At 72.1% G+C, this 24,040-nt stretch carries 20 protein-coding genes; 13 read left to right on the plus strand and 7 right to left on the minus strand.

Annotation, left to right across the window (positions count from 1 at the left end; genetic code table 11):
* Window positions 1-8: 8 nt before the first annotated feature.
* Together JYK02_RS15975 and JYK02_RS15980 are read right to left on the minus strand one after the other, a co-directional pair.
* Window positions 9-2,435, minus strand: coding sequence for a CapA family protein (locus tag JYK02_RS15975; RefSeq protein ID WP_207051987.1), 2,427 nt, complete (start codon window positions 2,433-2,435; stop codon window positions 9-11).
* A gap of 149 nt (window positions 2,436-2,584) precedes the next feature.
* Window positions 2,585-3,274 (minus strand): SDR family oxidoreductase, encoded by a 690-nt coding sequence (locus tag JYK02_RS15980; RefSeq protein ID WP_207051989.1) that lies wholly within the window; start codon window positions 3,272-3,274, stop codon window positions 2,585-2,587.
* 104 nt (window positions 3,275-3,378) lie between these two features.
* On the opposite strand from JYK02_RS15980, the gene hemG reads away from it, so the two are divergent.
* The 3 genes from hemG to JYK02_RS15995 all read left to right on the plus strand — a co-directional run bounded on the left by hemG (window position 3,379) and on the right by JYK02_RS15995 (window position 6,866).
* Complete coding sequence (hemG, locus tag JYK02_RS15985) at window positions 3,379-4,779, plus strand: protoporphyrinogen oxidase (protein WP_207051993.1); 1,401 nt, start codon at window positions 3,379-3,381, stop codon at window positions 4,777-4,779.
* A gap of 255 nt (window positions 4,780-5,034) precedes the next feature.
* A complete protein-coding gene (locus tag JYK02_RS15990; protein ID WP_207052000.1) occupies window positions 5,035-6,093 on the plus strand; it encodes a sensor histidine kinase in 1,059 nt (352 codons plus the stop codon).
* The gene (locus JYK02_RS15995) at window positions 6,090-6,866 is read left to right on the plus strand and encodes a response regulator (protein WP_207052002.1); all 777 of its coding nucleotides are present in this window, start codon (window positions 6,090-6,092) and stop codon (window positions 6,864-6,866) included. Before JYK02_RS15990 ends, JYK02_RS15995 begins: the two co-directional genes overlap by 4 nt.
* A gap of 34 nt (window positions 6,867-6,900) precedes the next feature.
* Here JYK02_RS15995 and JYK02_RS16000 read toward each other — a convergent pair whose 3' ends face one another.
* Both JYK02_RS16000 and JYK02_RS16005 read right to left on the minus strand, forming a co-directional pair.
* Window positions 6,901-8,367 (minus strand): hypothetical protein, encoded by a 1,467-nt coding sequence (locus JYK02_RS16000; RefSeq protein ID WP_207052004.1) that lies wholly within the window; start codon window positions 8,365-8,367, stop codon window positions 6,901-6,903.
* A gap of 136 nt (window positions 8,368-8,503) precedes the next feature.
* Window positions 8,504-9,991, minus strand: coding sequence for a glutamate--cysteine ligase (locus JYK02_RS16005; protein ID WP_207052012.1), 1,488 nt, complete (start codon window positions 9,989-9,991; stop codon window positions 8,504-8,506).
* A gap of 153 nt (window positions 9,992-10,144) precedes the next feature.
* Here JYK02_RS16005 and rlmN point away from each other — a divergent pair, with 153 nt between their 5' ends.
* Together rlmN and JYK02_RS16015 are read left to right on the plus strand one after the other, a co-directional pair.
* Window positions 10,145-11,221 (plus strand): 23S rRNA (adenine(2503)-C(2))-methyltransferase RlmN, encoded by a 1,077-nt coding sequence (rlmN, locus tag JYK02_RS16010; RefSeq protein WP_207052014.1) that lies wholly within the window; start codon window positions 10,145-10,147, stop codon window positions 11,219-11,221.
* A 200-nt stretch (window positions 11,222-11,421) separates the two neighbouring features.
* Window positions 11,422-11,808 (plus strand): hypothetical protein, encoded by a 387-nt coding sequence (locus JYK02_RS16015; RefSeq protein ID WP_207052016.1) that lies wholly within the window; start codon window positions 11,422-11,424, stop codon window positions 11,806-11,808.
* Between the two features lie 3 nt (window positions 11,809-11,811).
* Here JYK02_RS16015 and JYK02_RS16020 read toward each other — a convergent pair whose 3' ends face one another.
* Both JYK02_RS16020 and JYK02_RS16025 read right to left on the minus strand, forming a co-directional pair.
* Window positions 11,812-13,422, minus strand: coding sequence for an adenylate/guanylate cyclase domain-containing protein (locus tag JYK02_RS16020; RefSeq protein ID WP_207052018.1), 1,611 nt, complete (start codon window positions 13,420-13,422; stop codon window positions 11,812-11,814).
* Window positions 13,423-13,455: 33 nt separating this feature from the next.
* Window positions 13,456-14,310, minus strand: a complete 855-nt coding sequence (locus JYK02_RS16025; RefSeq protein ID WP_207052020.1) for a metallophosphoesterase family protein — start codon at window positions 14,308-14,310, stop codon at window positions 13,456-13,458.
* Between the two features lie 88 nt (window positions 14,311-14,398).
* Here JYK02_RS16025 and gluQRS point away from each other — a divergent pair, with 88 nt between their 5' ends.
* The 7 genes from gluQRS (at window position 14,399) to JYK02_RS16060 (ending at window position 20,169) form a co-directional block, all read left to right on the plus strand.
* Entirely contained in the window at window positions 14,399-15,337 is a 939-nt protein-coding gene (gene gluQRS, locus JYK02_RS16030; protein WP_242588767.1) for a tRNA glutamyl-Q(34) synthetase GluQRS, read from the plus strand.
* 156 nt (window positions 15,338-15,493) lie between these two features.
* Window positions 15,494-16,438, plus strand: coding sequence for a hypothetical protein (locus JYK02_RS16035; protein ID WP_207052025.1), 945 nt, complete (start codon window positions 15,494-15,496; stop codon window positions 16,436-16,438).
* Window positions 16,439-16,510: 72 nt separating this feature from the next.
* Entirely contained in the window at window positions 16,511-17,155 is a 645-nt protein-coding gene (locus JYK02_RS16040) for an AgmX/PglI C-terminal domain-containing protein (RefSeq protein ID WP_207052027.1), read from the plus strand.
* A gap of 43 nt (window positions 17,156-17,198) precedes the next feature.
* A complete protein-coding gene (locus tag JYK02_RS16045) occupies window positions 17,199-18,038 on the plus strand; it encodes a DUF4081 domain-containing protein (RefSeq protein WP_207052029.1) in 840 nt (279 codons plus the stop codon).
* A 188-nt stretch (window positions 18,039-18,226) separates the two neighbouring features.
* Window positions 18,227-18,676 carry a hypothetical protein gene (locus JYK02_RS16050; RefSeq protein WP_207052031.1) on the plus strand — a complete coding sequence of 150 codons (450 nt, stop codon included), beginning with the start codon at window positions 18,227-18,229 and terminating at the stop codon, window positions 18,674-18,676.
* A gap of 105 nt (window positions 18,677-18,781) precedes the next feature.
* Window positions 18,782-19,441, plus strand: a complete 660-nt coding sequence (locus JYK02_RS16055; protein WP_207052032.1) for a hypothetical protein — start codon at window positions 18,782-18,784, stop codon at window positions 19,439-19,441.
* 101 nt (window positions 19,442-19,542) lie between these two features.
* Complete coding sequence (locus tag JYK02_RS16060) at window positions 19,543-20,169, plus strand: tRNA-(ms[2]io[6]A)-hydroxylase (RefSeq protein ID WP_207055145.1); 627 nt, start codon at window positions 19,543-19,545, stop codon at window positions 20,167-20,169.
* Here JYK02_RS16060 and JYK02_RS16065 read toward each other — a convergent pair.
* On the minus strand, window positions 20,166-21,959 hold the full coding sequence (locus JYK02_RS16065; protein ID WP_207052034.1) for an SLC13 family permease: 1,794 nt from the start codon (window positions 21,957-21,959) through the stop codon (window positions 20,166-20,168). The genes JYK02_RS16060 and JYK02_RS16065 overlap by 4 nt on opposite strands.
* A gap of 266 nt (window positions 21,960-22,225) precedes the next feature.
* Between JYK02_RS16065 and JYK02_RS16070 the strand changes: the two genes are divergently transcribed.
* Complete coding sequence (locus JYK02_RS16070; protein WP_207052036.1) at window positions 22,226-24,019, plus strand: phosphoenolpyruvate carboxykinase (GTP); 1,794 nt, start codon at window positions 22,226-22,228, stop codon at window positions 24,017-24,019.
* The last annotated feature ends 21 nt before the right edge of the window (window positions 24,020-24,040 follow it).

Below are 24,040 nucleotides of genomic sequence, written 5' to 3' on the forward strand. Positions count from 1 at the left end.
GAGCCAGCTCAGGGCACGCGGTGCTCGCGGAAGGTGACGCGCAGCGTGTACGTGCCCGCCGGGGCCTCCACGCGCACGAAGTCCCGCGCGTGCGGCGTCGCCTGGGTCAGCGTGCCGCCCGTGGCCTGCTTCTCCCAGGCCACCAGCGCCAGGTCGTCCACCGCCGTCACGCCCTGGCCGGACTTCGGCGCCGCGGTGTTGAGCGTCAGGTCCAGGGCCCAGGGGGCGTTCCACAGGTTCGGGCCAGGCGGGTCGGCGGGGAAGTTCAGGTCCTCCGCCACCAGCGTCCAGTCGTAGGTGCCGCCGTCGTGGCGCAGCAGCGTCTGCTCTCCGAAGAGGGTGTAGGACTCCACGGGCACGTACTGCACCTTCGCGGAGAAGGCGCCGCCGCCCTGCCCCTTCAGCCACGCCACCGCCGTGAGGTCGCGGTTGGGCGGGCCTTCCGCGAAGCCCGGCGGACGGAAGCGGTTGACCAGCTTCACCGCCGCGCTCCGCTCGCCCGACGCCCGGCGCTGGCAGAGGGCCGCGGCGCCCCGGTGCGGCCCGTCCTGGCAGACGTAGCCGGCATTCGGCCCCACGCTCCAGCGCGCCGCCTCGTTGGCGTCGTCGTCCACGTCGTGGTCCTCGAAGTCGCCGTGCAGCAGCACGTCGCGTCCGGCCTTGAGCTTCACGGCCGTGCCCTCCGCCGTGCCCGTGAGCCGGGCCACCGCGACGGATTCGCCCTCGTGGCGCAGGGGCCGCAGGTCCACCGTGGCGCGGCCGTTGGCGTCCACCGTCACCGGCACGTCCACCGTGCGCTCGCTCACCGTGGCCTGGGTGCCTTCGGGGAGCAGCTCGCCCCAGGAGGGCTGGGGCACCAGCTCCACGCCGCCCTCGCGGGACAGCTCCGCCAGGTTGCGCAGGAAGCCCTCCGCCAGGTCGCCCGCGACGGGCCGGGGGCGGTAGTCCTCGATGTAGACGGGCACCGCGCGGGCGCGGTCCACGTGCGCGCCCGTGGCCTCCACCTCCGCCATGAGGCCCACCATCGTCTCCATGCGGTCCTGGTCGAAGGCGAAGTTGCCCAGCGACTGCGCCATCAGCACGCCTTGGTGGCGCGCGAAGCCCTGCGGGATATGCGGGTGGTGCGCGATGACCAGCCCCGCGCCCGCGTCCACCAGGTCGCGCATCCGCTGCGCCGTCGGGGTGGAGGGCCGGACGCTGTACTCGACGCCGGTGTGCAGCACCGCCACCGGCACGCGCCCCTGCGCCCGCTCCGCGCCCAGGAGCGCGGACACCCGCGTCATGTTCCGAGCGTCCGCCGCGCCGCCCTGGTTGGGGCCCGCGACGTACTGCTGATCATGCGCGCTGCCGGTGATGGAGCACATGGAGACCAGGCTGTAGCTCGTGCCCGCCAGCGGCACGCGCGCCGGGACGAAGGCCTGGTCCTCGTTCTGGCCCGCGCCGCTGTAGGCCATGCCCGTGGCGGCCACGTGCGACAGCGTGTCCGCCAGGCCCGGCGCCAGGTAGTCGTAGACGTGGTTGTTGCCCAGGCTCACGTAGTCCACGCCCAGCCACGGCAGCGCGGGCATGGAGCCGGGCAGCGTGAAGAACGCGTAGGCCTTCTCGTCGTGGGGCGTGGACGGCTGGTCCGTCACCGGCGTCTCCAGGTTCACGGCGCGGAAGTCCGCCGCCTGGAAGTACGGCCGCACGTGCGTGAAGACGGCCTTCGTGCCCGGCAGCGGATCCGACACGCGGATGAGCGCCGCCGGGTCGTCCTGGGGCATCTGGTTGCGCGGCGTGGTGTCGTCCGGATCCAGGAAGCGCCGGCCCAGCGACACGTCACCCGCGAAGAGCATCCGCACGCCATCCTTCGGCGACAGGCGCACCGGAGGCAGCGTCACGCGCTTCTCCGTCAGGCCCCGGCGCAGCTCCACCGCGACCACCGCCGGACGGAAGCCCTCCGCCTCCACCGTGAGCAGCCGGTTGTGACGGGGCAGCACGGGGAAGCGGAAGTGGCCGGCCTTGTCCGTGCGCGCCTGCGCGTCCCCTACCTTCACCACGACGTCCGCGACCGGCGCGCCCGCGGTGGAGACCAGCGAGCCCTCCAGCGCGATGCCGGTGCACGCGTAGTCGCGCCGGGCGGAGCGCTCGGCGTCGGGGAGGGAGGCATCCGCCGCGGGCTCCGGCGCGCAGGCCGTCAGCACCGGGGACTCCTCCTCCGGGGGCGGCTCCTCGGCCGTCTCGTCGGGAGGGGGTTCCTCGCCGGGAGGCGGCTCCTCGTCGGGCGGGGGCGTCTCCTTGGGAGGTGTCTGGTCGTCCGGAGGCGTCACCGGCGTCTGGGGCTCATCGCCCGGCGTCACGGCGTCCTGTCCCTGCTTCGGCGTGGACGTGCCGGAACCACACGCCACGAGCAACGCCGCCACCCACCCCACGGGCCACCACCGCCGCCACGCCATCCACCCCTCCGCCGCGAACGTCCTCGCGACGAGATGGGGACGAGGGCAGACGGGCGCCAGGGAAGGCCTCGCACCCCAGGGCTGCTTGCCTGCCCCCGGGGGCCGGGCCGGTGTTCACCGGGGAACACCCGCCCTGTCCCTTCCGTCCACTACCAGGGGACTTCCGCGCCCTCGTAGTCGAAGAACCGGCCGGAGTGCTCCAGCGAGATGCTGTCGATGACCCTGAGCATCCCGCGCACGGACTCCTCCGGCGGCAGCGGCGCGTCCTGCCCGCCCATGTCCGTCTGCACCCAACCCGGATGCAGCAGCACGCACGCCAGCCCCTCGCGGCGCAGGTCGTTGGACATGGAGCGCACGCCCATGTTCAGCGCGGCCTTGGACATGCGGTAGGCGTACGCGCCGCCCTCCGTGTTGCTGGAGAGCGACCCCATGCGCGACGTGACGTGCGCCACCTTGCGCCCCGCGCCGGTCCGCAGCGCGGGCAAGAGCGCGGAGGTGATGCGCAGCGGCCCGAGCGCGTTCACCTCGATGGTGCGCGCCAGGTCCTCGAAGTCCAGCTCGTGCAGCCCCACCCACTGGCCGGACACGCCCGCGTTGTTGATGAGCACGTCCACCGGCTCGCGGGAGACACGCTCCGCGAACGCCTGGACGCTCGCCGCGGAGGTGACGTCCAGCGGGTGGATCCTCAGGCGGTTGCCTGCTTCCAGCAGCAGCGGCTCCAGACGGCGCGCCAGCTCCGGGGCCCGCACACCGGCGTCCACGGTTTCCCCCCGTCGCAGCAATTGCTGAACGAATTCGAAACCGATGCCACGGCTGGCACCTGTGATGACATAGCGCATGCCTTTATTAACGCGCCGGGTGGCGCTCCTTGGCAAAGGTCTTGCCTTCGCACCAAGGCGCCCAGGGGTGCTCAACCCAGGACAAGGGTAGGAGTCGCAACGTCATGACGGTCGCGGTCATTGGGGGAGGAATCACCGGGCTGGCCCTGGCCCACCGATTGCGGGCTCGCGGCACGGCTGCCGTGGTGCTGGAGTCGACTTCGCGCGTGGGTGGAAACGTTCAGACCCACGCCCGCACGGGCTACTTGTTGGAGGCCGGGCCCAACAGTTTCCTGGACCGGGAGCCGACGACCCGTGCGCTGGCGGAGACGCTCGGTGTGTCTTCGCGCATACGTCCGGCGGATGCGGCGGCAAAAAACCGTTACGTATACACACGCGGTGCGTTGAGGGCCCTGCCCGCGTCACCGCCGGCCTTCCTGAAATCGGACATCCTCCCCCTCGCGGCCCGCCTGCGGGTGGTGGGGGAGCTGTTCAGCGGACGCAACCCGACGGGTTCGGATGAGTCCCTGGCCCAGTTGGGCCGGCGCCACCTGGGACGTGAAGCGACCCAGGTGCTGCTGGACGCGATGCAGACGGGCACCTACGCGGGGGACCCGGAGCAACTGAGCGCGGAGGCCACGTTCCCGCAGCTCGTGAAGATGGAGCGGGAGCACCGCAGCCTCATCCTGGGCGCCATCCGGGCGCAGCGCGCGGCGCGACAGGCGAAGGCCTCGGGCGCGGCGGCGGCGGGCCCCGCGCTCACCGGGCAGATGAGCACGTTCGACGGCGGTCTGGGCGTGCTGGTGGACGCGCTGGCGAAGGCGCTGGGCGACGCGGTGCGCACGGACGCGAAGGTGGAGGGGCTGGAGCGCGCGGCGGACGGCTGGAAGGTGCGCTTCACGCAGCGCGGCCAGCCGGCGGAGCTGACCGCGTCGCACGTGGTGCTGGCGGTGCCCGCGCACGTGGCGGCGGGGCTCTTGCGCCCGCTGGACGCGGAGCTGGCGCGAAACGCGGACAGCATCCCGTACGCGCCCATCGCGGTGGTGCACCTGGGCTTCGCGCCGGGGACGGTGCCGAAGCCGGACGGGTTCGGGTTCCTGGTGCCGGCGGTGGAGGGCACGGCGATGCTGGGCACCATCCACGTCTCCACCACGTTCCCCTTCCGCGTGGAGGGCGGGCGGGTGCTGTTGACGTGCCTGATGGGTGGCGCGCGCCGGCCGGAGGTGGTGTCCCGGGACGAGGACGCGCTGGCGGCGCTGGCTCGCGAGGAGCTGAAGACGATGACGGGCCTCACCGCGACGCCGGAATTGACGGAGGTCATCCGCTGGCCGCGCGGGATTCCGCAGTACACCGTGGGCCACCTGGAGCGGATGGCGGCGATGGACGAGCGCCTGAAGCGCTGGCCCGGCCTGCACCTCACCGGCAACGCGTACCGGGGCGTGGGCGTCAACGACTGCCTCCGCGAGGCGGCGCGGCTGGCGGACGCGCTGGGACAGGAGGCGGCGGGAGCGGTCCGGAGCGCCTGAGCGACCGCTCACCCCGGACTCGCGACGGCCGGGGGCACCCCTCCCCGAAGGGTCCCTGGGGCGGTGTCACAGTGCGTGGGCATGTTTCACGGACACCGGAGAAAGCCCCCATGTTCTCACTGCGCTCGCCGCTCCTGTTCGTGCTCGCCGTCGTCTTCTTCCCCGCGGTCCTCGCCGGGACGCTCGTCCTGGACCTCATGCCCGCGCCCGTCCCCCAGCGCTAGCGGGCGGGACGGTGTAGCCTTCCGCTTCCGCATGCAGGAGACGTCGCCGGAAGGCTCCATCGTTCGCGCCACGCTGCGCGCGCTCGTCGCGCCGTGGCGGCTGGCGCCCATCGTCCTGGTGTCCCTCCCGCTGCTGGCGGCCCAGGTGCGCTGGAGCGTGGAGCCGCGCGCGTTCTGGATTGGCCTGCTGCTGTGCCTCCTGTGCGTCGTGGTGGCGCCCGTGTCGTACCGGGTGCTGTTCCCGGAGGGGCTGGACCTGAGCCACGGAGGCATCCGCCTGCTGCTCTACGCGGCGGTGGGCAGCGGCGTGGTGCTGTCGGTGGGCTACGCCCTGCCGCGCGTCACGCTGATGCAGGACATGTTCCTGTCGGAGCCGTACAACCTGGCCATCTGCGGCGGCTTGTTCCTCGTCGCGGGCTGGGGGCTGGGGCGCGACATCGGCTTTGAAGAGACGCTGGCGCGCGAGCGGGCCCGCGCCACCCGCTTCGCCTGGGAGGCCGAGCAGGCGCAGCTGCTGGCCCTGCGCAGCCACCTGGATCCGCACTTCCTCTTCAACACGCTCAACGCCATCGCGGAGTGGTGCCGCGAGGACGGCGCCGTCGCGGAGGCCGCCGTGCTGCGGCTGTCCACGATGCTGCGCTCGGTGCTCGCGGGCGTGCGCAGCGTCAGTTGGCCGCTGGCGCAGGAGCTGGAGTTGATGCGCACGCTCTTCGAGCTGCACCTGCTGCGCGACCCGGACCTGTTCCAGCTGCGCATGGACGTGGCGGACGGGCTGGCGGACGTGCCCGTGCCGCCGCTGGTGCTCTTGCCCCTTGCGGAGAACGCGGTGAAGCACGGCCCGGCGGCCGGCCACCGCGGCCTGCTGACCGTCGAGGTCACGGCGCGCGACGGGGCGGTGGTGGTGAGCATCGACAACCCGGGCGCATCCAAGGGCCCGCGCGAGGGCAGCGTGGGCCTGCCCACCGTGGAGCGGCGGCTGGCGCTGGCGTACGGCGGCCACGCCCTCTTGTCCCTGGAGAGCGCCGACGGGCGCACCCGTGTCACCGTCACCCTGCCCCGCCAGGGCCCCCAACCCGGAGTCCTCACGTGAGAGAGCCCCTGCGCGTCCTCATCGCCGACGATGAACTGCTGGCCAGGAAGCGCCTGTCGCGCCTGCTGGCCGCGCTGCCGGACGTGAGCGTTTGCGGCGAGGCGGTGGATGGGGACTCGGTGCTCGCGGCGGTGCGCGCGGGCGGCGTGGACGTGGTGCTGCTGGACATCCACATGCCGGGGCTGAGCGGGCTGGACGCGATGGCGCTGCTGCCCGAGGGCGGCCCCCACGTCATCTTCTGCACCGCCCACGCGGAGCACGCGGTGAACGCCTTCGAGCACGGCGCGGTGGACTACGTCCTCAAGCCCGTGGAGGCGGCGCGGCTTCAGAAGGCGCTGGAGCGCGCGCGGGCGCGGCTGCCGGCGCGGGTGAAGTCCGCGCCCGTGGCGCAGCCGGCGGTGCCCACCGGAGAGAAGCCCGCCTTCGCGCGGCTGCCCATCCCGACGCGGCAGGGACTGGTGCTGGTGTCACCGGACGCCATCTCCCACGCGTCGCTGGAGGACGAGCTGGTGACGGTGTTCACCGCGCAGGGCGACTTCCTCACCGACTTCACGCTGAACGAACTGGCGGACAAGCTGCCCCCGGAGCACTTCCACCGGGTGCACCGCCGCGCGCTGCTCAACCTGTCGCACGTGACACGGCTGGAGCCGCTGGAGACGGGCGGCTACCTGGCGCGCACGGCGCGGGGTCACGCGGTGGAGGTGAGCCGCCAGTCCGCGCGCGAGCTGCGCCGCATGCTGGGCCTGCGCAAGGGCGCGGAGGACGAGGGCTGAAGCCACGCGCCCTTCGCGCCGGGGCCGCGGGCCTTCAGTTCCAGACGAACAGCCGGTGCACCTGCGCCGCGTCGTCGCCCAGCGTGTCCATCAGGGCCTGCTTCGCGGGCGCGGGCAGCTCCGCGCCGCCACGCGCGCAGCGGGCCGCGTCCTCGAGGGCGAACGAGGGCGCGTCGCAGAACGACTCCTGCCAGCGCGACAGGAGCGACGCGAAGAAGGTCTGCTCGTAGCCGCGCAGCTGGCCGTCCAGCCAGCCCTCCTTGCTGGGGCGCTCGAACTTCTGCGGGCGCACGCCGCCGGGCTCGAAGGTGATGTTGTGCTCGATGCCGGTGGCCTCCAGGGACTGCTCCGCCTTCACTGCCAGCGGCGCGTGCCGCTCCTGGAGGATGCCCTGGGCCACCACCGCGAAGTGGTACTCCACGCCCCGGCGCTGCGCGCGGTAGTCGAAGGAGCGCGACACGTCGCGGTACTTCGTCACCTCCACCGTCGTCTTGTACTCCACCGTCTTCTTCTGCTGGACCAGGCGCTTCTTCATCACGCCCTTCTCCTCGTAGGACTCCTCCACCGTGTACGGCACCTCCGCCGTCGCGGTGCGGTCCTCGTGGTCCGTGTACGGCACGCGCTCCGTCCACGGCGCCGTCAACTGCACGGGCTCGCTGATGCGCCGCTCGCTCATGCTGCCGGCGATGGTGAGGGGCGCGTGGCGCTGGGACGCCTCCGAGTACCAGGGCGAGGCCTCGAACGCGCCCGACAGCCGCGTCATCAGGTACTGCACCACGTCGTTGCTGATGCCATCCACGGACACCTGCCACGTGGGTACGCCCAGCGCCTCCGGGAACATCTCCGCGCGGGGCGCCGGCTGCTGGTAGTGGCCGCAGTAGCGCGACACCAGCTCCGTCCAGTGCTGCGCGCCGCCGGACAGCGACTGCTTCAGCTTCGCGCACGTCGCCGCGCCGCCCTGCGCCACCGCCTCCTCCACGTCGCGGCGGATGGGCGCCATCTCCGGGTTCCCCAGCAGCGTGCGCTTGCGGTCCATGCGCGCCTCCGCCGTCAGCGCGTGGCCCTGCTTCGCCGGGTCGATGATGAGCTGGCGCAGGTGCCGGTGCGTGCCCGCCATCTCCTCCAGGAGCGAGCTCTCCATGCCGCCGTCCAGCTTGGAGTTCCACTTCGCCTTGTAGGTGAAGAACTGCTCCAGGTTCACTTCCGCGTCCTCGTCCCGCCCCTCCACGCGCGCCTGCCGCGCCTGGGTGAGCAGCTGCGACAGGCCGCGCCAGCGCAGGTCCTCCAGCGACGCGCGGTACTCCGGGTTGTTGGGCTCGTCGTTGACGAGCTTCACGTAGACCTCGGCCGCCTCCACGAAGCGGCCCTTCTCCGCCAGGTCATTGGCGTGGCCCCGGGTGGTCGAGCAGGCGGTGAGTGCGCCCGCGCACAGCAGCGCGGGCACGAGGAAGGACTTCCGGCGAGCGCCGGAGCGGAACGAAGCGAACAGGGAAGCAATCACGGGAACGGCACCCTTCAGCGCGAGGCGAGTGGCCCCGCAGGCTGACCGACAGGATGCCGCGATTATTCACCGCGACGGCCCCATCCCGACAAGGCCCCCCAGGGTGACCCGGGGCCCCCGAGGCTCCGGAGAACCCTCAGCGATCCACCGGCCAGGTGTGCACCGGCAGCCCCTCCTCGGACAGCTCCAGGTAGCGCTCCATCATGGCCGCCAGCGCGTCCTGGCGGGGCATGTGCGCCTCCAGCCGCTCCAGCACCGCCCGCTGCCAGCGCGCCCCGGTCCGCTGGAGCGCCACCCGCCGGGAGATGATGTCCAGGAGCGCATCCGCCTCCGCCGCGTCCACCCCGGCCTCCACCAGCCCGCGCCGCGCCACCGGCAAGAGCTGCTTCACCAGCTCCACCGCCGGCATCACCCGGGGGCTGGGCGCCGCCTCCGCCGGCCACAACAGCGTCGCGTCCAGGCCGTGGCGCGCCGCCTGCTTGAAGTTGCGCCGCGCCTGCCAGAAGGGCAGCGCCGGCAGCAGCGCGTCCACCCGCCCCGCGAGCCCCAGCGTCAGCCCCAGCAGGAACGCGCCGTTGGCCACCATGTCCACCGGCGTGGGACCCGACGGCAGCGCGCGGAACTCGATGCGCATGTGGCCTTCGCCCTGCGGATCATAGACGGCCCGGTTCCACGACCAGACCGTCCCGTGGTGCAGCCGCAGCTCCTCCAGCTTCGGCAGGCCTCCGGCGGCCACCACCTCCAGCGGGGACTCGTGCCCCATCACCGGCAACAGCGGCGGGTAGAGCGCGACGGCCTCCGCGAACAGCTCGTGCGGGCCCTCGCGCACCCAGCCATGGCCGAACGTCACGCGCGGGTGCAGGTGCGCGGCCTCGTCGCTGTCGCTGCGGTCGTCGGTGGCCTGCTGGAAGAGGGCCACGCGCGTCTCCTCCCACAGCCGCTTGCCCAGGAACACCGGCGAGTTGCCGCACGCGGCCAGCACCGGCGCGGTGGCGAGCTGCGCGGCGTTGTAGACGTGCGCGAAGTCCTCCAGGGCCACGCGCAGGTGGAACTGGAGCGACGTGTTGGCCCCCTCCAGCGTCACGTCCTCCCAGGTGAGGTTGAGCGTGTCGTCACCCGCGATGGCCACCTGGAAGGGCCCGTCGCGCCGCTTGCGGATGGCGGTGGACAGCGCCCGGTAGCGCGCCTGCGGGGTGAGCGCGTTCTTCCCCAGGTCCGCCTGCCGCAGCGTGGGCAGGATGCCCACCGCCGCCACGCGCGCGCCCTCCGTCGCCGCCGCGCGCTTGAGCTCCGCCAGCACGTCGTCCAATTGGGCCTGGAGCCCCGTGAACGGCCGTCCCGCCAGCGGCGAGGGACGCAGGTTCATCTCCATGTTGAAGCGGTTGAGCTCCAGCGTGAGCCGGTCGTCCTTCGACTTCGCCAGCACCTGCTGGTTCACCGGCAGCGGCGAGCCCGCGCCGTCCACCAGCGCCACCTCCAGCTCCGCGCCCATCGTCACGGGCCCCGCGCCGAAGCCGGGACGCCGCAGCACCTGCCGCAGCGCCTCCAGGCTCTCCGCGAGCCGCGCCACGAACCGCGCATGCTCCTCCGGGGTGAACTCCTCCTGCTGGATGGCCAGACCCATAGGCCCTGCACGATTGGCACGACGCGGCACGCTCGCACGCGAGGTGTCACCCGCTGGACGCGTGCGCGTGCTCCGAGGGCTGCTCCCCTGGCCGCTCCCCGGGCCGGCGACCCTGGGTGCGCCAGCGGCGGGTGTGTTATCCCAGGCCCCGTCATGCCGGATGCCACCCTCGACCTCCACGACCTGCCCCGCCCCGCGCTGGATGAGCGGCTCGCCGGCTGGGGCTTCAGCCCCCAGTACCGCGAGCGCGTGTGGACGGGCCTGTACCGCGACGGCGTGACGGCGCTGGACGACATGACGGGCCTGCGCCCGGACCTCCAGGCCGTGCTCAAGGAGCGCGCGCACCTGGGCGTGCTCGCCACGCACCATGAGAGCTTCAGCAGCGACGGGCTCACCCACAAGCTGCTCCTGCGCCTGCACGACGCGCAGACCATCGAGACGGTGCTGATGCGCTTCAAGGGCCGCGCCACCGTGTGCGTGAGCACGCAGGCCGGGTGCGCCATGGGCTGCGTCTTCTGCGCCACCGGACAGATGGGCCTGTCGCGCCACCTGACGCCGGGCGAAATCGTGGGCCAGGTGCTCCACGTCACCCGCGTGCTGCGCGCGCAGGGGGAGGCCTTGCGCAACATCGTGCTCATGGGCATGGGCGAGCCCCTGCACAACTACGAGCACACCATGGCCGCGGTGGACATCCTCGTGGACCCCAAGGGCCTGGCGCTGGCGCCGCGCTTCATCACCCTGTCCACCGTAGGCGTGGTGCCCGGCATCCTCCGGCTGGCGGACGAGGCGCGCCCGGTGCAGCTCGCGGTGAGCCTCCACGGCGCGACGGACGCCGAGCGCGCCGCGCTGGTGCCCGCGGGCCGCCGCTGGCCGCTCCAGGAGTTGATGGACGCGTGCCGCTACTACGTGGCGAAGCGCAAGCGCCGCATCTTCTTCGAGTGGACGCTCATCTCCGGCCGCAACGACACCGCGGAGCACGCGCACACGCTGGGGCAGCTCTTGCACGGGATGGACGCGCACGTGAACGTCATCCCGCTCAACCCCACGGTGGGCTACGACGGCGGGCCCAGCGTCCCCGACGCGGTGCGCGCGTTCCAGGACGTGCTCACGTCGCACGGTGTGCCCAGCACGGTGCGCCAGCGCCGCGGCATCGACATCGACGCGGGCTGTGGCCAGCTCAAGGCCGCCGTGGAGCGCAAGCCCCGCCGCTCCCTTCCCGTCGCGTCCTGAGCAACGTGCGGGGTCGCGCGGCACACCACCCGACCTGCCGTGTCACCCTGGAGCGCTAGTGTCCGCGCCGCCCGCACGTGCGTAACGAGGTGTGGGCGGGAAGCGGATGTTCATGGGCCCTTGCGTGGCATGGGCTCGTGGGCACATTCTTCAAGACGGCTTCCACGCAACCCCAACGGCTTCTCTGGCGGAGGTGGGCAATGCTTTCCATCCAGGAGCACGGCACGGTGGAAGAGGCGAGCAACAACCTGCTCGACTTCATCCTGATCCCCGACAACTGGCTCGAGCAGGCGCTCCCGCAGCCCGAGGGCTCCTCCACATGGCCGGCATCGGACACCCAGTACCAGCGCCGCGTGGGCCCGCTGCGCATCTGTGCGTCGGTGGACGTCGCGCCGTCGCTGGACGTGACGCTCCACATCGCGTTCCGCGCGCCGGGGCTCACGCCCCTCAAGGCGGCGGACCACCTGGAGAGCTTCCTCAAGCAGCGCCTGCCGCTCACGCCCAACAGCGAGTGGCAGGTGGAGGTGGACGAGCGGCGGTGGATCCACTTCTCGCGCCGCTACGCGGGCACGCACCTGCTGGCTTGAGGGTTACGGCGCCAGCCGGTAGTGCCGCAGCGGCTGCGCCACGTTCTTCACCGGCGTCTCCGTGAGGCCGCCGAAGTGGAGCTTCCGCACGAAGGGCTCCTGCGACTGCTTCAGCGCTTCGTGCACGCTCTCCATCACCAGCGTCTCCCGGTAGCCCGCCAGGGACTGCAGGCGCGCGGTCTGGTTCATGCCGCTGGAGAACGCGGTGTAGTTGCGGTTGGGCCCGAAGAGGCCGCAGTTCGCGGTGGCCAGGTTCACGCCCACCGCCACGCCCAGCCCCGGCAGCTTCACCCGCTGGCACAGCGCGGCCACCTCCTCGCGCGCGCCCAGCTCCGCGGTGAAGGCCTGGATGTCGATGGCGGCGCGCATGGCGGCCTCCGCGCGGCGCACGCGGTCCGTCTGGAAGAAGGGCGGACCGAAGAGGCCGATGACGCAGTCACCCACCATCTTGTCGAACACCCCGCCGCGCGCCCAGATGCAGTCCACGGCGCGCGCGCTCCACTCGTCCACGAAGCGGCCGATGCTGCGCGGGCTGTCGAAGCCCTGCTCGCAGATGCGGGTGAAGCCGTTGATGTCCGCGAACAGGATGCCCACCTCCTGCTCCTGCGCGCGCAGGTGCCGCGCGTAGTCCGGGTCCTCCAGCAGCGCGTCGATGGCGCCCGTGGGGAAGAACTGCGACAGGTGGATGCGCTCGCGGTTGTAGTCCAGGAGGCGCTGGCTCAGCGTGGAGGCCAGCACGCGGATGAGGTCCATCGCGTACGCGGAGAAGCCCTCGTTGCTCCAGACGACAATCTTGCCCAGCGGCTCGCTGCGCGTGGCCGCGGAGATGAGCACGGCCTCCGTGGTGCGCCCGTCGAACAGGCGCTTGAGCACGCCCGCGTCCCCGTGCAGCAGCCGCGTGCCGTGCTGGTGCAGCAGCGACTCCAGCGGGGCGCTGGGCTGCTCTCCGCTCTCGTACTCCAACTGCCCGTGCCGGTACGTGCGGTAGTGCAGCACGTGCGGCTGCACGGCGTCGCGGTACAGGAGGAGGAAGCCCGGCAGCCGCACCCGCTGCGCCAGCGTGCGCACCGCGTGGTCCATGCCCGCCTCGAAGACGGGGTTGGCCAGGTGCTCGTTGCACTGGAGGATGACCTGGTGCTTCTCCGACGCGGTGTGGACCAGCATCAGCACCGTGTCCAGCTCCTCCGCCACCACGTCCAGCGCGCGCAGGCGCCGCGCGGTGGTGTTCGCGTCGCCCGGCGGCCCCGCGTAGAGCACGCCCAGCGTGCCCACCGGTGAACCCGCCACGTCCAGCGTCTGCGTGAGCAGCGTGCCCGTGTCGTGGACGCTCTGGCCCGTGGGCCCCGCCAGCAGGCTCCCGGGGAAGCCGCCGCCCCAGTCGCCCTCGTGCCACGTCTGCTCCACCAGCTCCTCGTCGCGCGTGGTGACGGCGATGCCGCGCGCGCCCAGGTGCGACAGCAGCGTGGGGAAGCAGCGCCGGAAGCACTGGGTGAGCGTCTCACGCTCGCGGAGGCTCTCCTCCAGGAGGTCGTCCGTGACACGTCCCAACTGGCGCAGGAACCGGTACTCCTCCAGGGACAACTCAGCGGGTGGGGACGTAGGCGCCGGGGTCATGTGCGCCCCTTGTACCGCCGCCGGGAGGAACTGTCACAGCGCCGGCACGTGCTTCGTGCCGCCCACCACGACGCCGTCCTGGACCTCGATGAGCCAGTAGCCCTCCTTCCCCGCCTGGGTGGAGGAGCCCGCGCCGAACAGGTGGGGCCGCTCGGGGGTGGCCGGGTGGTGGTAGCGCTGGTGGATGTGGCCGTGGAGCACCGCGAAGCGCGGCCCCGGCAACAGCTTCAGCAGCGCGTCCGCGTCATGCAGCCCGTGGTGCCAGCCGTCCGCGTGGTTCGCGGAACTCCGGGGCGCGTGGTGCACCACCACCAGGATGGCGCGGCCGTCCAGGCGGGCGTCCTTCAGCAGGGCCGCCAGGCCTTCGAGCTGCGCGGGGCCCACGCTGCCGTAGGACAGGCCGGGCGTGGGCAGCGGGCGCGCGGAGCACAGCCCCACCACCGCGGCGCCCTCGCCCACCAGCCGCACGAAGGGGAACGCGCCCTCGCGGCGGTACTCGGGCAGGTCGCTCTCCAAGAGGTCCCCGAAGTGCTGGGCGAAGCGGCCCGAGCGGGCGGCGCCGGGGGTGAAGACGTCGTGGTTGCCGGGGATGACGGTGCAGCGCGCGGGCGTGGGGGCCAGGGGCGCCAGCGCGGCGCGGGCGGCGCGGAACTCGCCTTCGAGCGCGTAGGCGGTGAGGTCGCCGGACAGGATGAAGTGGTCCACGCCGTGCGTGCCCGCCTCGCGGGCGATGGTGGAGAGCGTGGCCTGCGCGTTCCGGTAGGCCTTCGCCCGGCCTCCCGCCGTCAGCTCCACGAGCGCCACCCAGCGGCGCCAGCCCAGCTTGCGCAGCGGCAGGGCGAAGTAGTCCTCGGTGATGTGGACGTCGGAGCAGTGCAGGAAGCGCATGGAGGCAGTCACATCCCACGGAACGGAAGGAAGCAACGGGGCATTCTCTCCCAGCCCGCCGGGCGGGGAAGTTATGGTTCTGGCCACGATGCGAGGACGCTTCGCCCCCAGCCCCACCGGCCGCATGCACCTGGGCAACGTGAGAAGCGCGCTCCTGGGCTGGCTCCAGGCCCGGGCCGCGGGCGGCGCGTTCCTCCTGCGCATCGAGGACCTGGACCGCGCGAGGTGCCGCCCCCAGTTCCTCCAGGACCTCTACGAGGACCTGCGCTGGCTGGGCCTGGACTGGGACGAGACGCCCCTCGTCCAGAGCGAGCGCGACGGCGTCTACCGCGAGGCCCAGGCGAAGCTCGAGCGCGAGGGGCTCATCTACCCGTGCTTCTGCACGCGCACGGAGATCGCCCGCGCGGCGAGCGCCCCCCACGGCCTGTCCGACGAGGGCCCGCGCTACCCGGGCACGTGCGCGAACCTCACCGCCGGGCAGATCTCCGAGCGCTCCCGCACGCGCGCCCCCGCGTACCGCTTCCGCGCGCGGCCCGGCGAGGTGCGCTTCGTGGACGCGTTGATGGGCCCCCAGGTCCAGGACGTCCAGGCGCTGGTGGGAGACTTCGTGGTGCGCCGCAACGACGGCGTGGCCAGCTACCAGCTCGCGGTGGTGGTGGACGACGCGGCCAGCGGCATCACCCACGTGCTGCGCGGGGACGACCTGCTGCCCTCCACGCCGCGGCAGCTCCAGCTCTACGCCGCGCTGGGCCTGGGCGCGCCCGCGTTCCTCCACGTGCCGCTGGTGCTGGGCGAGGACGGCAAGCGGCTGGCGAAGCGCGACGGGGCGTTCGCGCTCGCGGAGCTGCGCGCGCGCGGCCGGCCTCCCGAGCACGTCCTGGGGCTGCTCGCCGCCTGGAGCGGCCTGGGTGACGGCGGCCCGGTGACGCTGCCCGCGCTCGTCGCGCGCTACCGCACGGACGTGCTCCCGCGTGCGCCGGTGGTGGCGCGCGAGGCACTGCTCCTCGACGCGCTCGGCCTGCGCTGAGGCTCACCCGGCCGTCCGTCCCACCCTCCCGGACGGGGCGGCCGTGAGGCAGTGAAATGAAGCGGCGGCACTGGTGCACACCTTCATCCCAGACACGTACGTCCTGGCCGTGCCGCACGCGGCCAGGCGACTCACGGGAAGCGAGGGTGGAGTCCAATGGCAGCCATTGTCGAAAGCGAACGCGCCGGCGTCATCCCAGCGGTGCCGGGCAGTGCGTACAAGCTGAGCTGGGGGGCCATCTTCGGTGGCACCTTCGTCGCGCTCGGCGTCTGGATCTTGCTCTACACGCTGGGGCTCGCGCTGGGCCTGTCTTCAGTGGATCCCTCCAACGCGGGGAGCGCGAAGTCCGCGGGCATCTTCACCGGCATCTGGAGCGTCATCGTCCCGCTGGTCGCGCTCTTCGTGGGCGGCATGGTGGCCGCGCGCAGCGCCGGCATCGTGGACAAGGCGGGGGGCGCGCTGCACGGCGCGGTGCTCTGGGGCGTGACGACGCTCCTGGGCGTCTTCCTGGTGGGCATGCTGCTGTCGAACGTGCTGGGCGCGGTGTTCAACGTGGGCAAGACGGCGGTGAGCGCGGGCGGCTCCGCCGCGGCGGGCGCCGTGTCGGAGGGTGGCGGCGCGGCGAAGGCGTTCGGCCTGGACGCCAACGACGCGCTCGGGCCCGTGAACCAGCGGCTGAAGCAGGAGGGGAAGCCCACCATCACCGCGAACCAGCTGGAGGCGGCGACCAAGGACATCGTCACCGAGGGCGTGCGCCAGGGCCGCATGGACCGCGAGCTCCTGGTGAGCAACATCGCGCAGAACACCAACCTGTCGCGCCAGGACTCGGAGGACGTGGCCACCCGCGTGGAGCAGCAGGTGGACCAGGCCAAGAGCAAGGTCGGTCAGGTGGGCCAGCAGGTGCAGCAGGGCGCGCTGACGGTGGCGGACCGCTCCGGCCGCGTCTTCTGGGGCATCTTCGCGGGGCTCTTGCTGGGGCTCGTCGCGTCGGTGCTCGGCGCCACGCTGGGCGTCAGCCGCAAGCAGCGCATCCGCGCGGAAGGGGCGGTGGTGACGCCGCCCACGCCCACGCCCACGTCGCGGCGCGAGGTGTACCCGTAGCCTCGGGCGCTCGCGTGCATCCCCGCTTCACGGTCCACCGTGAGGCGGGTATGACACGCGGGCTCCCGGCCCATGGCGTCCTCGAACCGCACCCTCCTCCGCTGGCTCCTCATCCCCGCCGTGAGCCTGGGGCTGTTCCTGCTGCTCACGCTGGGGGCCGCGTGGGTGACGCGCTTCATGGACGCACCGGAGCCCTCTGGACCGGCCGCGCCACCGCCGGTCCTCCCGCCGCGCGTGGCCGTGCCCTCCGAGCCGTCCCGGCCCGAGCCCCCCACCGCGCCGCTCCCCCGCCCCGCCGCGCCGGTGCGCGAGCCCCCCCGGGCCCCCCCTCCCCGCGAGGATTGGGACGCCCCCGACCCGCGCCGCGTGGAGGCGGTGGAGCCGGTGGTGGAGGCCTCCTCCGGCCGCATCGACGCGGAGGACATCCGCCTGGCCGTCCAGGCGGTGACTCCGCTCGTGCAGCAATGTTTCCAGGACGCCGCACAACGCAACCGGGGCACACAAGAAGTGAAGCTGCGCTTCACCGTGGAGGGCGAGGGCTCCGAGGGGAAGATGAACCGGGGCGTGCTCGTCTCCAGCACCATCCCGGACCCCATGGTGCAGGCGTGCGTGCTGGACTCGCTCCTGGACGCGCGCTTCCCGGCGCCCCACCTGGGCGGGTCCGCGACGGTGCTCTACCCATTCCGTTTCACGGTGCCGGGGGACGCTGGCCCGTGAGGTCGGGTTGCGCGTAAGGTTCAGCCCCCTTCGCCCCCTCGACATGCCCGTCACCGTCGAACAGCTCGCGCCTTCCCACACGGACGCCCTGCGTTCGCTCCTGGCGAAGGATCCCGTCCACAACCTCTACCTCTTGGGGTTGCTGGAGGAGTTCGGCATCGCGGCGCCGGAGCGGCAGGCGGCCTTCGCCTTCCACGGCCGCTTCGACAGCGGCGTCCTCACCGCGGCCGTCTTCGTCGGCGGCGAGGGCGGGCTCGTGGTCCCCAGCGCCAGCGACGCCAGCGCCACGGGCGTCATCGCGGACGCGCTCGCGGCCAGCCTCAAGCTGCGCGCCACCGTGGGGGACAAGGCCGCCGTGGACGCGCTGGTGCGCAGCCTCTGCGAGGGCAAGCCGCGCCTGTCGCGCACCCAGCGGCTGTTCAGCGTCTCCGCGGACGACCTGGGCCCCTTCACCAACCCCACCCTGCGCCTGGCCCGCGAGGAGGACGTGCCCCGCCTGCTGCCCCTGGCCCAGGGCTACGTGCGCGAGCTGTTCGAGCGCGACCCGCTGGCGGAGGACCCCACGCACTACGAGGCCCGCGTCCTCCAGCGCGTGCGCCAGCGCCGCACCTACGTCCTGGAAGAGGGCGGCGAGCTCGTGTTCAAGGTGGACATCGGCTGCCGCTCGCAGTTCGGCGCGGAGCTGGAGGGCATGTACACGCCCCCGTCCCGCCGCCGCCAGGGCCACGCCACGCTGTGCCTGGGACAGATTTCCCGGCACCTGCTGTCGTCACTGCCCCGGCTGGCCCTGCGCGTGGACGAGCGCGACGAGAGCACCGCCCGCATCGCGCGCAAGGTGGGCTACCACGCCGGCCGCACCCAGCGGCTCGTGCTGGTGGAGTAGCCCCCGGAGCCACACAGGCAACACCTGTCCGTTGCTCCCGGGACAACAGGGATTGCCAAAAAGACGCGCAAGCAACTGAAACCACGTCATCCCTGGTGAGGGCATGGCGCTTGCTCCCATGCCTTGCGGCGCGCGCGTTCGCGAGCCCGGCGGCCCCAATCACCGCCGCATCCCACGGGAGCAGTTCAATGAAGCGTTTCCAGACGTTGGCGAAGGTGTGCGCGTTCGGTGTGGTGGCGTTGAGCGCGGGGACCGCGGCCGCGTGGCAGTACTACCCGGGCGCCGCGTTCAAGGCCGCGTATGCGTCCGACGCGTCGTGCTTCAACGTGAGCAGCTACTCCGGGCTGGTCAACAACTGTACGACGACGCGTCTGGCGATCGCCACGGTGCCCATGTGGACGGTCGGCTACCACCCGACGACGGTGCAGATCTACGGCAACAACAGCTGGTGCGAGACGACCACGGTCAACGGCGTGGGCAACGGCGCGCACCTGGGCGCGACCACGTACACGGTGGCCGGCCCCATGGCGTGGCAGACCATCAACACGGGCGACCGCTACGTGTGGGAGGACTTCGCCATCGTCTTCCGCTGCGGCCTGCAGTCGGGCGGCATCATCGGCGGCTTCACCATTGACTGACGCACGGGCCTGTCCCGTGTGACGCGGGCCGCGCGAAGGCTTCACCTTCCTCCCCTTCGCGCGGCCCGTTCCTCCTCTCCGCCTTCTGCCTTCCGTGAGCGCCCCATGTCCTCCCGGCTCCAGACCATCCTCGCCCTCGTCAACACCGCCGCCATCGCGGGCGTGCTGTTCGCGCTCGTGAGCCACCAGCAGTCGTCGGAACAGGAGCTGGAGGACCTGCGGGCCCAGGTGCGCAAGAGCGCGGCGAGCACCGACGCGAACCTGGCCGAGCGCCGCGCCGCCGCGCAGACCGCGATGCGCATGTGGGCGACCCAGGCCGCGCAACCCTCCGCCCCGCGCGCGCAGCCCCAGGCCCAGTCCCCTGGCGCCACGGAGGAGGACGGCGCGGAGGCTCCGGACGCAGTGCCTCCGCCGCCGCCCCTGCGCCCGCCGCCCCCGTCCTTCGAGCAGTCACACTCGCGCGTGATGACCGCCTTCGCCGAGGAGCCGGTGGACAACGACTGGAGCGGCCGGGCCACGCAGACGCTCAACGAGACCCTGCGCCAGCACCTGCCCTCCAGCTCGCGCGTGAAGGCGCTGGACTGCCGCGCCACGCTCTGCCGCGTGGAGCTGGTGCACCGGAGCGCGGCGGACAGCGCGCCGTTCCTGATGAACGGCCTGCGCGCGTGGCCGGGCTCCGTCTTCGTGGCCAGCGAGGCGCAGGAGGGCACGGACTACGTCGTCACCCTCATCGCCGCGAAGGAGGGCACGCGCCCGCCGCTGTAGCCCGCGCGCCGCCCGCACGTCCCGGGAGGAGGCAGGCCCGGCCCGCCGCGTGTGACTCCGGCGCGCACGGCGCCCGGCGGATGCCCTACAGTCCGCCCGCGATGAGCAGCCGCCCCACACCCTCCCGCCGCCCCCTCTCCGGAGCGGGCCCCGTCATCCTCCACGCGCCCACCGACCCCGGCTGGCTGCCGCTGGCGCTCGCGAACTTCGACGCGGTGCTGGTGGACCACGCCCACTGCGAGAAGAAGGCCGCCGCCAACGCGCTGTCCATGCTCCAGGCCTACCCGGACCTGCCGGGCCTGCCCTCGCAGATGGCCCGCCTGGCCCGCGAGGAGAGCGCCCACCTGGCGCGCGTGCTGGACCTGATGGCCGCGCGCGGCCTCACCCTCACCAAGGACGCCGGCGACCCGTACGCGCAGGGCCTGCAGAAGCACGTGCGCACGCCCGCACCCGAGCGGCGCGTGGACCGCCTGCTCGTCGCCGCCATCATCGAGGCGCGCTCGTGCGAGCGGCTGTCCCTGCTCGCGGAGGGGCTCACCGACCCGGCGCTCGCCCGCTTCTACGGAGAGCTGGCCCAGTCCGAGGACGGCCACCAGTCCCTCTTCCACCGCCTGGCCGTCACCGCGTCCAACGGCGACGAGGCGTCGGTGGACGCGCGCCTGCAGTACCTCCTCGCGCAGGAGTCGCGCGTGCTCGCGGACGTGGGGCTGCGCGCGGCCATCCACTAGAACGGCCACACCCCGGGGACGGCGAAGACGAGGAACACCACCAGCACCGCGGTCAGCGGCGTGCCCAGCCGGAAGAAGTCCGTGAAGCGGTAGTGCCCGGGCCCGTAGACGAGCACGCAGCTGGGCTCCAGCGGGGTGATGAACGAACAGCTCGCCGCCAGCGTGATGCCCATGGCGAAGGGGCGCACGTCCACGCCCAGCTGCGTCGCCGCGTTGAGGGCCACCGGCAGCACCACCAGCGCCGCGGCCTGGTTGCTCATGGGCGCGGACAGCACGATGGTCAGCACCATCAGCAGCGCCAGCACCGCGCGCGGCCCGCCGTACGCGCCCAGCCGCGCCACGTGCTCGCCGATGAACTTCCCCGCGCCGCTCACCTCCATGGCCAGCCCCAGCGCCATCATGCACCCGATGAGCAGCACCACCCGCCAGTCCACGCGGAACGCGGTGCGCGCATCCACGCACCCGGTGGCGATCATCAGCAGCATGCCGGTGAGCCCCGCCAGGGACAGCGGCACCAGGTCCAGCGACCCCGCCGCCAGCGCGCCCAGGAAGATGACCACCGCGAGCAGCGCCTTCGCGTAGCGCGGCGGCTCGTACTCGTGGCCCTCCAGCACCATCAGCGTGTGGCCCGGCGCCAGCTCCGCCACCTTCTGCCGCGGGCCGCGCAAGAGCAGCACGTCCCCCACGGACAGGGGCAGCGTGGACAGCGAGTGCTCCTCCCGCGCGCGTCCCAACAGCTGCAACTTCGTGAGCCGCTGGATGCCGGGCCGGCGGTGCAGCCCCAGCGCCACCAGCCCGAAGCGCTCCACGAACAGCGTCTCCCGCAGGCTGCGCCCCACCAGCGGACTGCCAGGGGGAACGCCCACCTCCGCGAGCATCGACTCCGGCCCCTCCAGCTCCGCGTCCGACAGCCGCACGTCCGGCCGCAGCGCCAGCCCCCGCAGATCCTTCACCCGCAGGATGTCCTCGCGCCGGCCCTCCACCAGCAGCCGCTCCTCGCCCGTCAGCACGTATGCCGGCTTCGCGTTGAGCGTCTCGCCGCCCAGCACCACGCCAATCACGCGCAGGCCCAGCCCTTCCGTCAGCTCCGCCAGGGGCTTGCCCACGTAGCTCGAGTCCCCGGGCACCACGGCCTCCGTGAGGTACTCGCGCAGCGCGAAGCCCTCCGTGCCCGGCTTGCCCTCGCGCGCGGGCAACAGCCGCCGCCCCAGCAGCACCACCACCGCGATGCCGATGAGCACCACCGGCAGCCCCACCGGGGCCAGCTCCGTCACGCCAATGGGCGCCATCCCCTGCCGCTTCAGCGCCGCGGACACCACCAGGTTCGTGGACGTGCCGAACAAGAGCACCGTGCCGCCCAGCATGGACGCGTACGCCAGCGGCAGCAGCACCTTGCTGCGCGGCACCTTCGCCCGCTGCGCGGCGCCAATGGCCACCGGCAGGAAGGCCGCCGTCGTCACCGTGTTGGAGATGAACGCGGAGAAGAACGCCACCACGCCCATCATCGCCAACACGAACACCTGGGGGCCGAAGCGCGCGAAGAACGCCATCCGCTGCCCCACCACCTGCACCACGCCCGTGGCGGCGAGCCCCTGCGTCATCGCCAGCAGGGTGAAGATGAAGATGACCGTGTCGTTGCTGAAACCCTCGAACGCCTGCGCCGGCGTCAGCACCCCGGACAGCGCCAGGAGGCACACCACCCCCAGCGAGGTGAACTCGATGGGGATTGAATCCAAGGAAAACAGGACCAACGCGACGACAATGACGGCCAGGACGAGGGCAATGGACATGGCGTAGGTGCGTCCCTCTCAAGTTGGGCACGCCATGACGCGTTGACAGTGCGTGCCGCACCGCGCCGTTTACTGATGGGCGACCGGGCGCTGATAAGTGGAATTAGGCCAGAGCGGTCGAAAGTCCGGTTGACTGCCCGACGTCGGTTGCTTTTGGGGCCCCGGTCCAGAAGGTTTGGTGTTCCTTCCGCTGTAGGGTTTCCCCCCCTCGCACAGAAGCGGGAACGCGGGACACCCCACGCATGAGACACCCCGAGGAGACCTCCATGGCTTCGACGCAAGCGGCCGCCGCCACCGAGCAGGCGCCCACGAAGAACCCCACGCTGCTGGCCTGGGTGGCCAAGATGGCCGCGATGACCCAGCCGGACCGCATCGTCTGGTGTGACGGCTCGGAGGCGGAGAAGCAGCGCCTCACGGAGCAGGCCGTGAAGGACGGCACGCTCATCCCGCTCAACCCCCAGAAGCGCCCCGGCTGCTATCTGCACCGCTCCAACCCCAACGACGTGGCGCGCGTCGAGCACCTCACGTTCATCTGTACGCCCAACAAGACGGACGCGGGCCCCACCAACAACTGGATGGAGCCGGAGGCCGCCTACACGAAGCTCTCCCAGTTGTTCGAGGGCTGCATGAAGGGCCGCACCATGTACGTGGTGCCCTACGCCATGGGCCCGCTGGGTGGCCCGTCCACGAAGATTGGCGTGGAGCTGACGGACAGCGACTACGTGGTCCTCAACATGCGGATCATGACCCGCATGGGGAAGGCCGCGCTGGACATGCTGGGCGACAGCGACGACTTCAACCGCGGCCTGCACTCCACGGGCGACGTGAACCCGGACCGCCGCTACATCTGCCACTTCCCCCAGGACAACACCATCTGGAGCTTCGGCTCCGGCTATGGCGGCAACGTGCTGCTGGGCAAGAAGTGCCTCGCGCTGCGCATCGGCAGCTACCTGGGCCGTGAGGAGGGCTGGCTCGCGGAGCACATGCTCATCCTGGGCGTCACCTCTCCCAAGGGTGAGACGACGTACATCGCCGCGGCCTTCCCGTCCGCGTGCGGCAAGACGAACTTCGCCATGATGATCCCGCCCAAGGAGTACGCGGGCTGGAAGATTGAAACCGTCGGCGACGACATCGCGTGGATGCGCCCGGGTCCGGATGGCCGCCTGTACGCCATCAACCCGGAGGCCGGCTACTTCGGCGTGGTGCCGGGCACCAACTACAAGACCAACCCCAACGCGATGGAGACCATCGCGAAGGACACGCTCTTCACGAACGTGGCGCTCACGCCCGACGGCGACGTCTGGTGGGAGGGCAAGGACGGCGAGGTCCCGGAAGAGCTCATCGACTGGCAGGGCAAGCCCTGGAAGAAGGGCAGCACGGAGAAGGCGGCGCACCCGAACAGCCGCTTCACCGCGCCCATGAGCAACAACCCGGTGCTGTCCGGCAAGGCGAACGACCCCCAGGGCGTTCCCATCAGCGCGCTCATCTTCGGCGGCCGCCGCTCCAACACGGTCCCGCTGGTCATCCAGGCCTTCAACTGGACCCACGGCGTGTTCCTGGGCGCCACCATGGGCTCGGAGACGACGGCGGCGGCCACCGGCAAGGTGGGCGTCGTGCGCCGCGACCCCATGGCCATGCTGCCCTTCTGCGGCTACCACATGGGTGACTACCTCCAGCACTGGCTGGACATGCAGAAGTCCATCCCGCAGCTGCCGAAGATCTTCCAGGTCAACTGGTTCCGCCAGGACAAGAACGGCAAGTTCATCTGGCCGGGCTTCGGTGAGAACATGCGCGTCCTCGAGTGGATCGTGAACCGCGTCCACGGCCGCGTCCCCACGCAGGAGACGCTGCTGGGCTGGGTGCCGCGCCAGGACAACGGCCTGAACCTCAAGGGCCTGGACCTGTCCGAAGAGGCCATCCAGGAGGCCACCTCCATCAAGGAGGACGAGTGGAAGTCCGAGCTCAAGAGCCAGGAGGTCTTCTTCGAGCAGCTGGGCACCAAGGCCCCCGAGGCCCTGATGCTCCAGCGCAAGCTGCTCATCGCGCGCCTGGACGGCTGATCGCCGGCTGACGCCTGGGAA

The sequence above is a fragment of the Corallococcus macrosporus genome (assembly GCF_017302985.1).
GTDB classification, from domain to species: domain Bacteria; phylum Myxococcota; class Myxococcia; order Myxococcales; family Myxococcaceae; genus Corallococcus; species Corallococcus macrosporus_A.

Excerpts from the sequence above, each read along its gene's own strand:
- JYK02_RS16070 (WP_207052036.1), top strand. The coding sequence starts at position 22,226 with ATGGCTTCGACGCAAGCGGCCGCCGCCACCGAGCAGGCGCCCACGAAG.
- JYK02_RS16020 (WP_207052018.1), bottom strand. The coding sequence starts at position 13,422 with ATGACCCCGGCGCCTACGTCCCCACCCGCTGAGTTGTCCCTGGAGGAG.
- rlmN (WP_207052014.1), top strand. The coding sequence starts at position 10,145 with ATGCCGGATGCCACCCTCGACCTCCACGACCTGCCCCGCCCCGCGCTG.
- JYK02_RS16005 (WP_207052012.1), bottom strand. The coding sequence starts at position 9,991 with ATGGGTCTGGCCATCCAGCAGGAGGAGTTCACCCCGGAGGAGCATGCG.
- JYK02_RS16055 (WP_207052032.1), top strand. The coding sequence starts at position 18,782 with ATGTCCTCCCGGCTCCAGACCATCCTCGCCCTCGTCAACACCGCCGCC.
- JYK02_RS16045 (WP_207052029.1), top strand. The coding sequence starts at position 17,199 with ATGCCCGTCACCGTCGAACAGCTCGCGCCTTCCCACACGGACGCCCTG.
- JYK02_RS16040 (WP_207052027.1), top strand. The coding sequence starts at position 16,511 with ATGGCGTCCTCGAACCGCACCCTCCTCCGCTGGCTCCTCATCCCCGCC.
- JYK02_RS16015 (WP_207052016.1), top strand. The coding sequence starts at position 11,422 with ATGCTTTCCATCCAGGAGCACGGCACGGTGGAAGAGGCGAGCAACAAC.
- JYK02_RS16050 (WP_207052031.1), top strand. The coding sequence starts at position 18,227 with ATGAAGCGTTTCCAGACGTTGGCGAAGGTGTGCGCGTTCGGTGTGGTG.
- JYK02_RS15990 (WP_207052000.1), top strand. The coding sequence starts at position 5,035 with ATGCAGGAGACGTCGCCGGAAGGCTCCATCGTTCGCGCCACGCTGCGC.
- JYK02_RS15980 (WP_207051989.1), bottom strand. The coding sequence starts at position 3,274 with ATGCGCTATGTCATCACAGGTGCCAGCCGTGGCATCGGTTTCGAATTC.
- JYK02_RS16065 (WP_207052034.1), bottom strand. The coding sequence starts at position 21,959 with ATGTCCATTGCCCTCGTCCTGGCCGTCATTGTCGTCGCGTTGGTCCTG.
- JYK02_RS16025 (WP_207052020.1), bottom strand. The coding sequence starts at position 14,310 with ATGCGCTTCCTGCACTGCTCCGACGTCCACATCACCGAGGACTACTTC.
- JYK02_RS15975 (WP_207051987.1), bottom strand. The coding sequence starts at position 2,435 with ATGGCGTGGCGGCGGTGGTGGCCCGTGGGGTGGGTGGCGGCGTTGCTC.
- hemG (WP_207051993.1), top strand. The coding sequence starts at position 3,379 with ATGACGGTCGCGGTCATTGGGGGAGGAATCACCGGGCTGGCCCTGGCC.
- JYK02_RS16060 (WP_207055145.1), top strand. The coding sequence starts at position 19,543 with ATGAGCAGCCGCCCCACACCCTCCCGCCGCCCCCTCTCCGGAGCGGGC.
- JYK02_RS16035 (WP_207052025.1), top strand. The coding sequence starts at position 15,494 with ATGGCAGCCATTGTCGAAAGCGAACGCGCCGGCGTCATCCCAGCGGTG.
- gluQRS (WP_242588767.1), top strand. The coding sequence starts at position 14,399 with ATGCGAGGACGCTTCGCCCCCAGCCCCACCGGCCGCATGCACCTGGGC.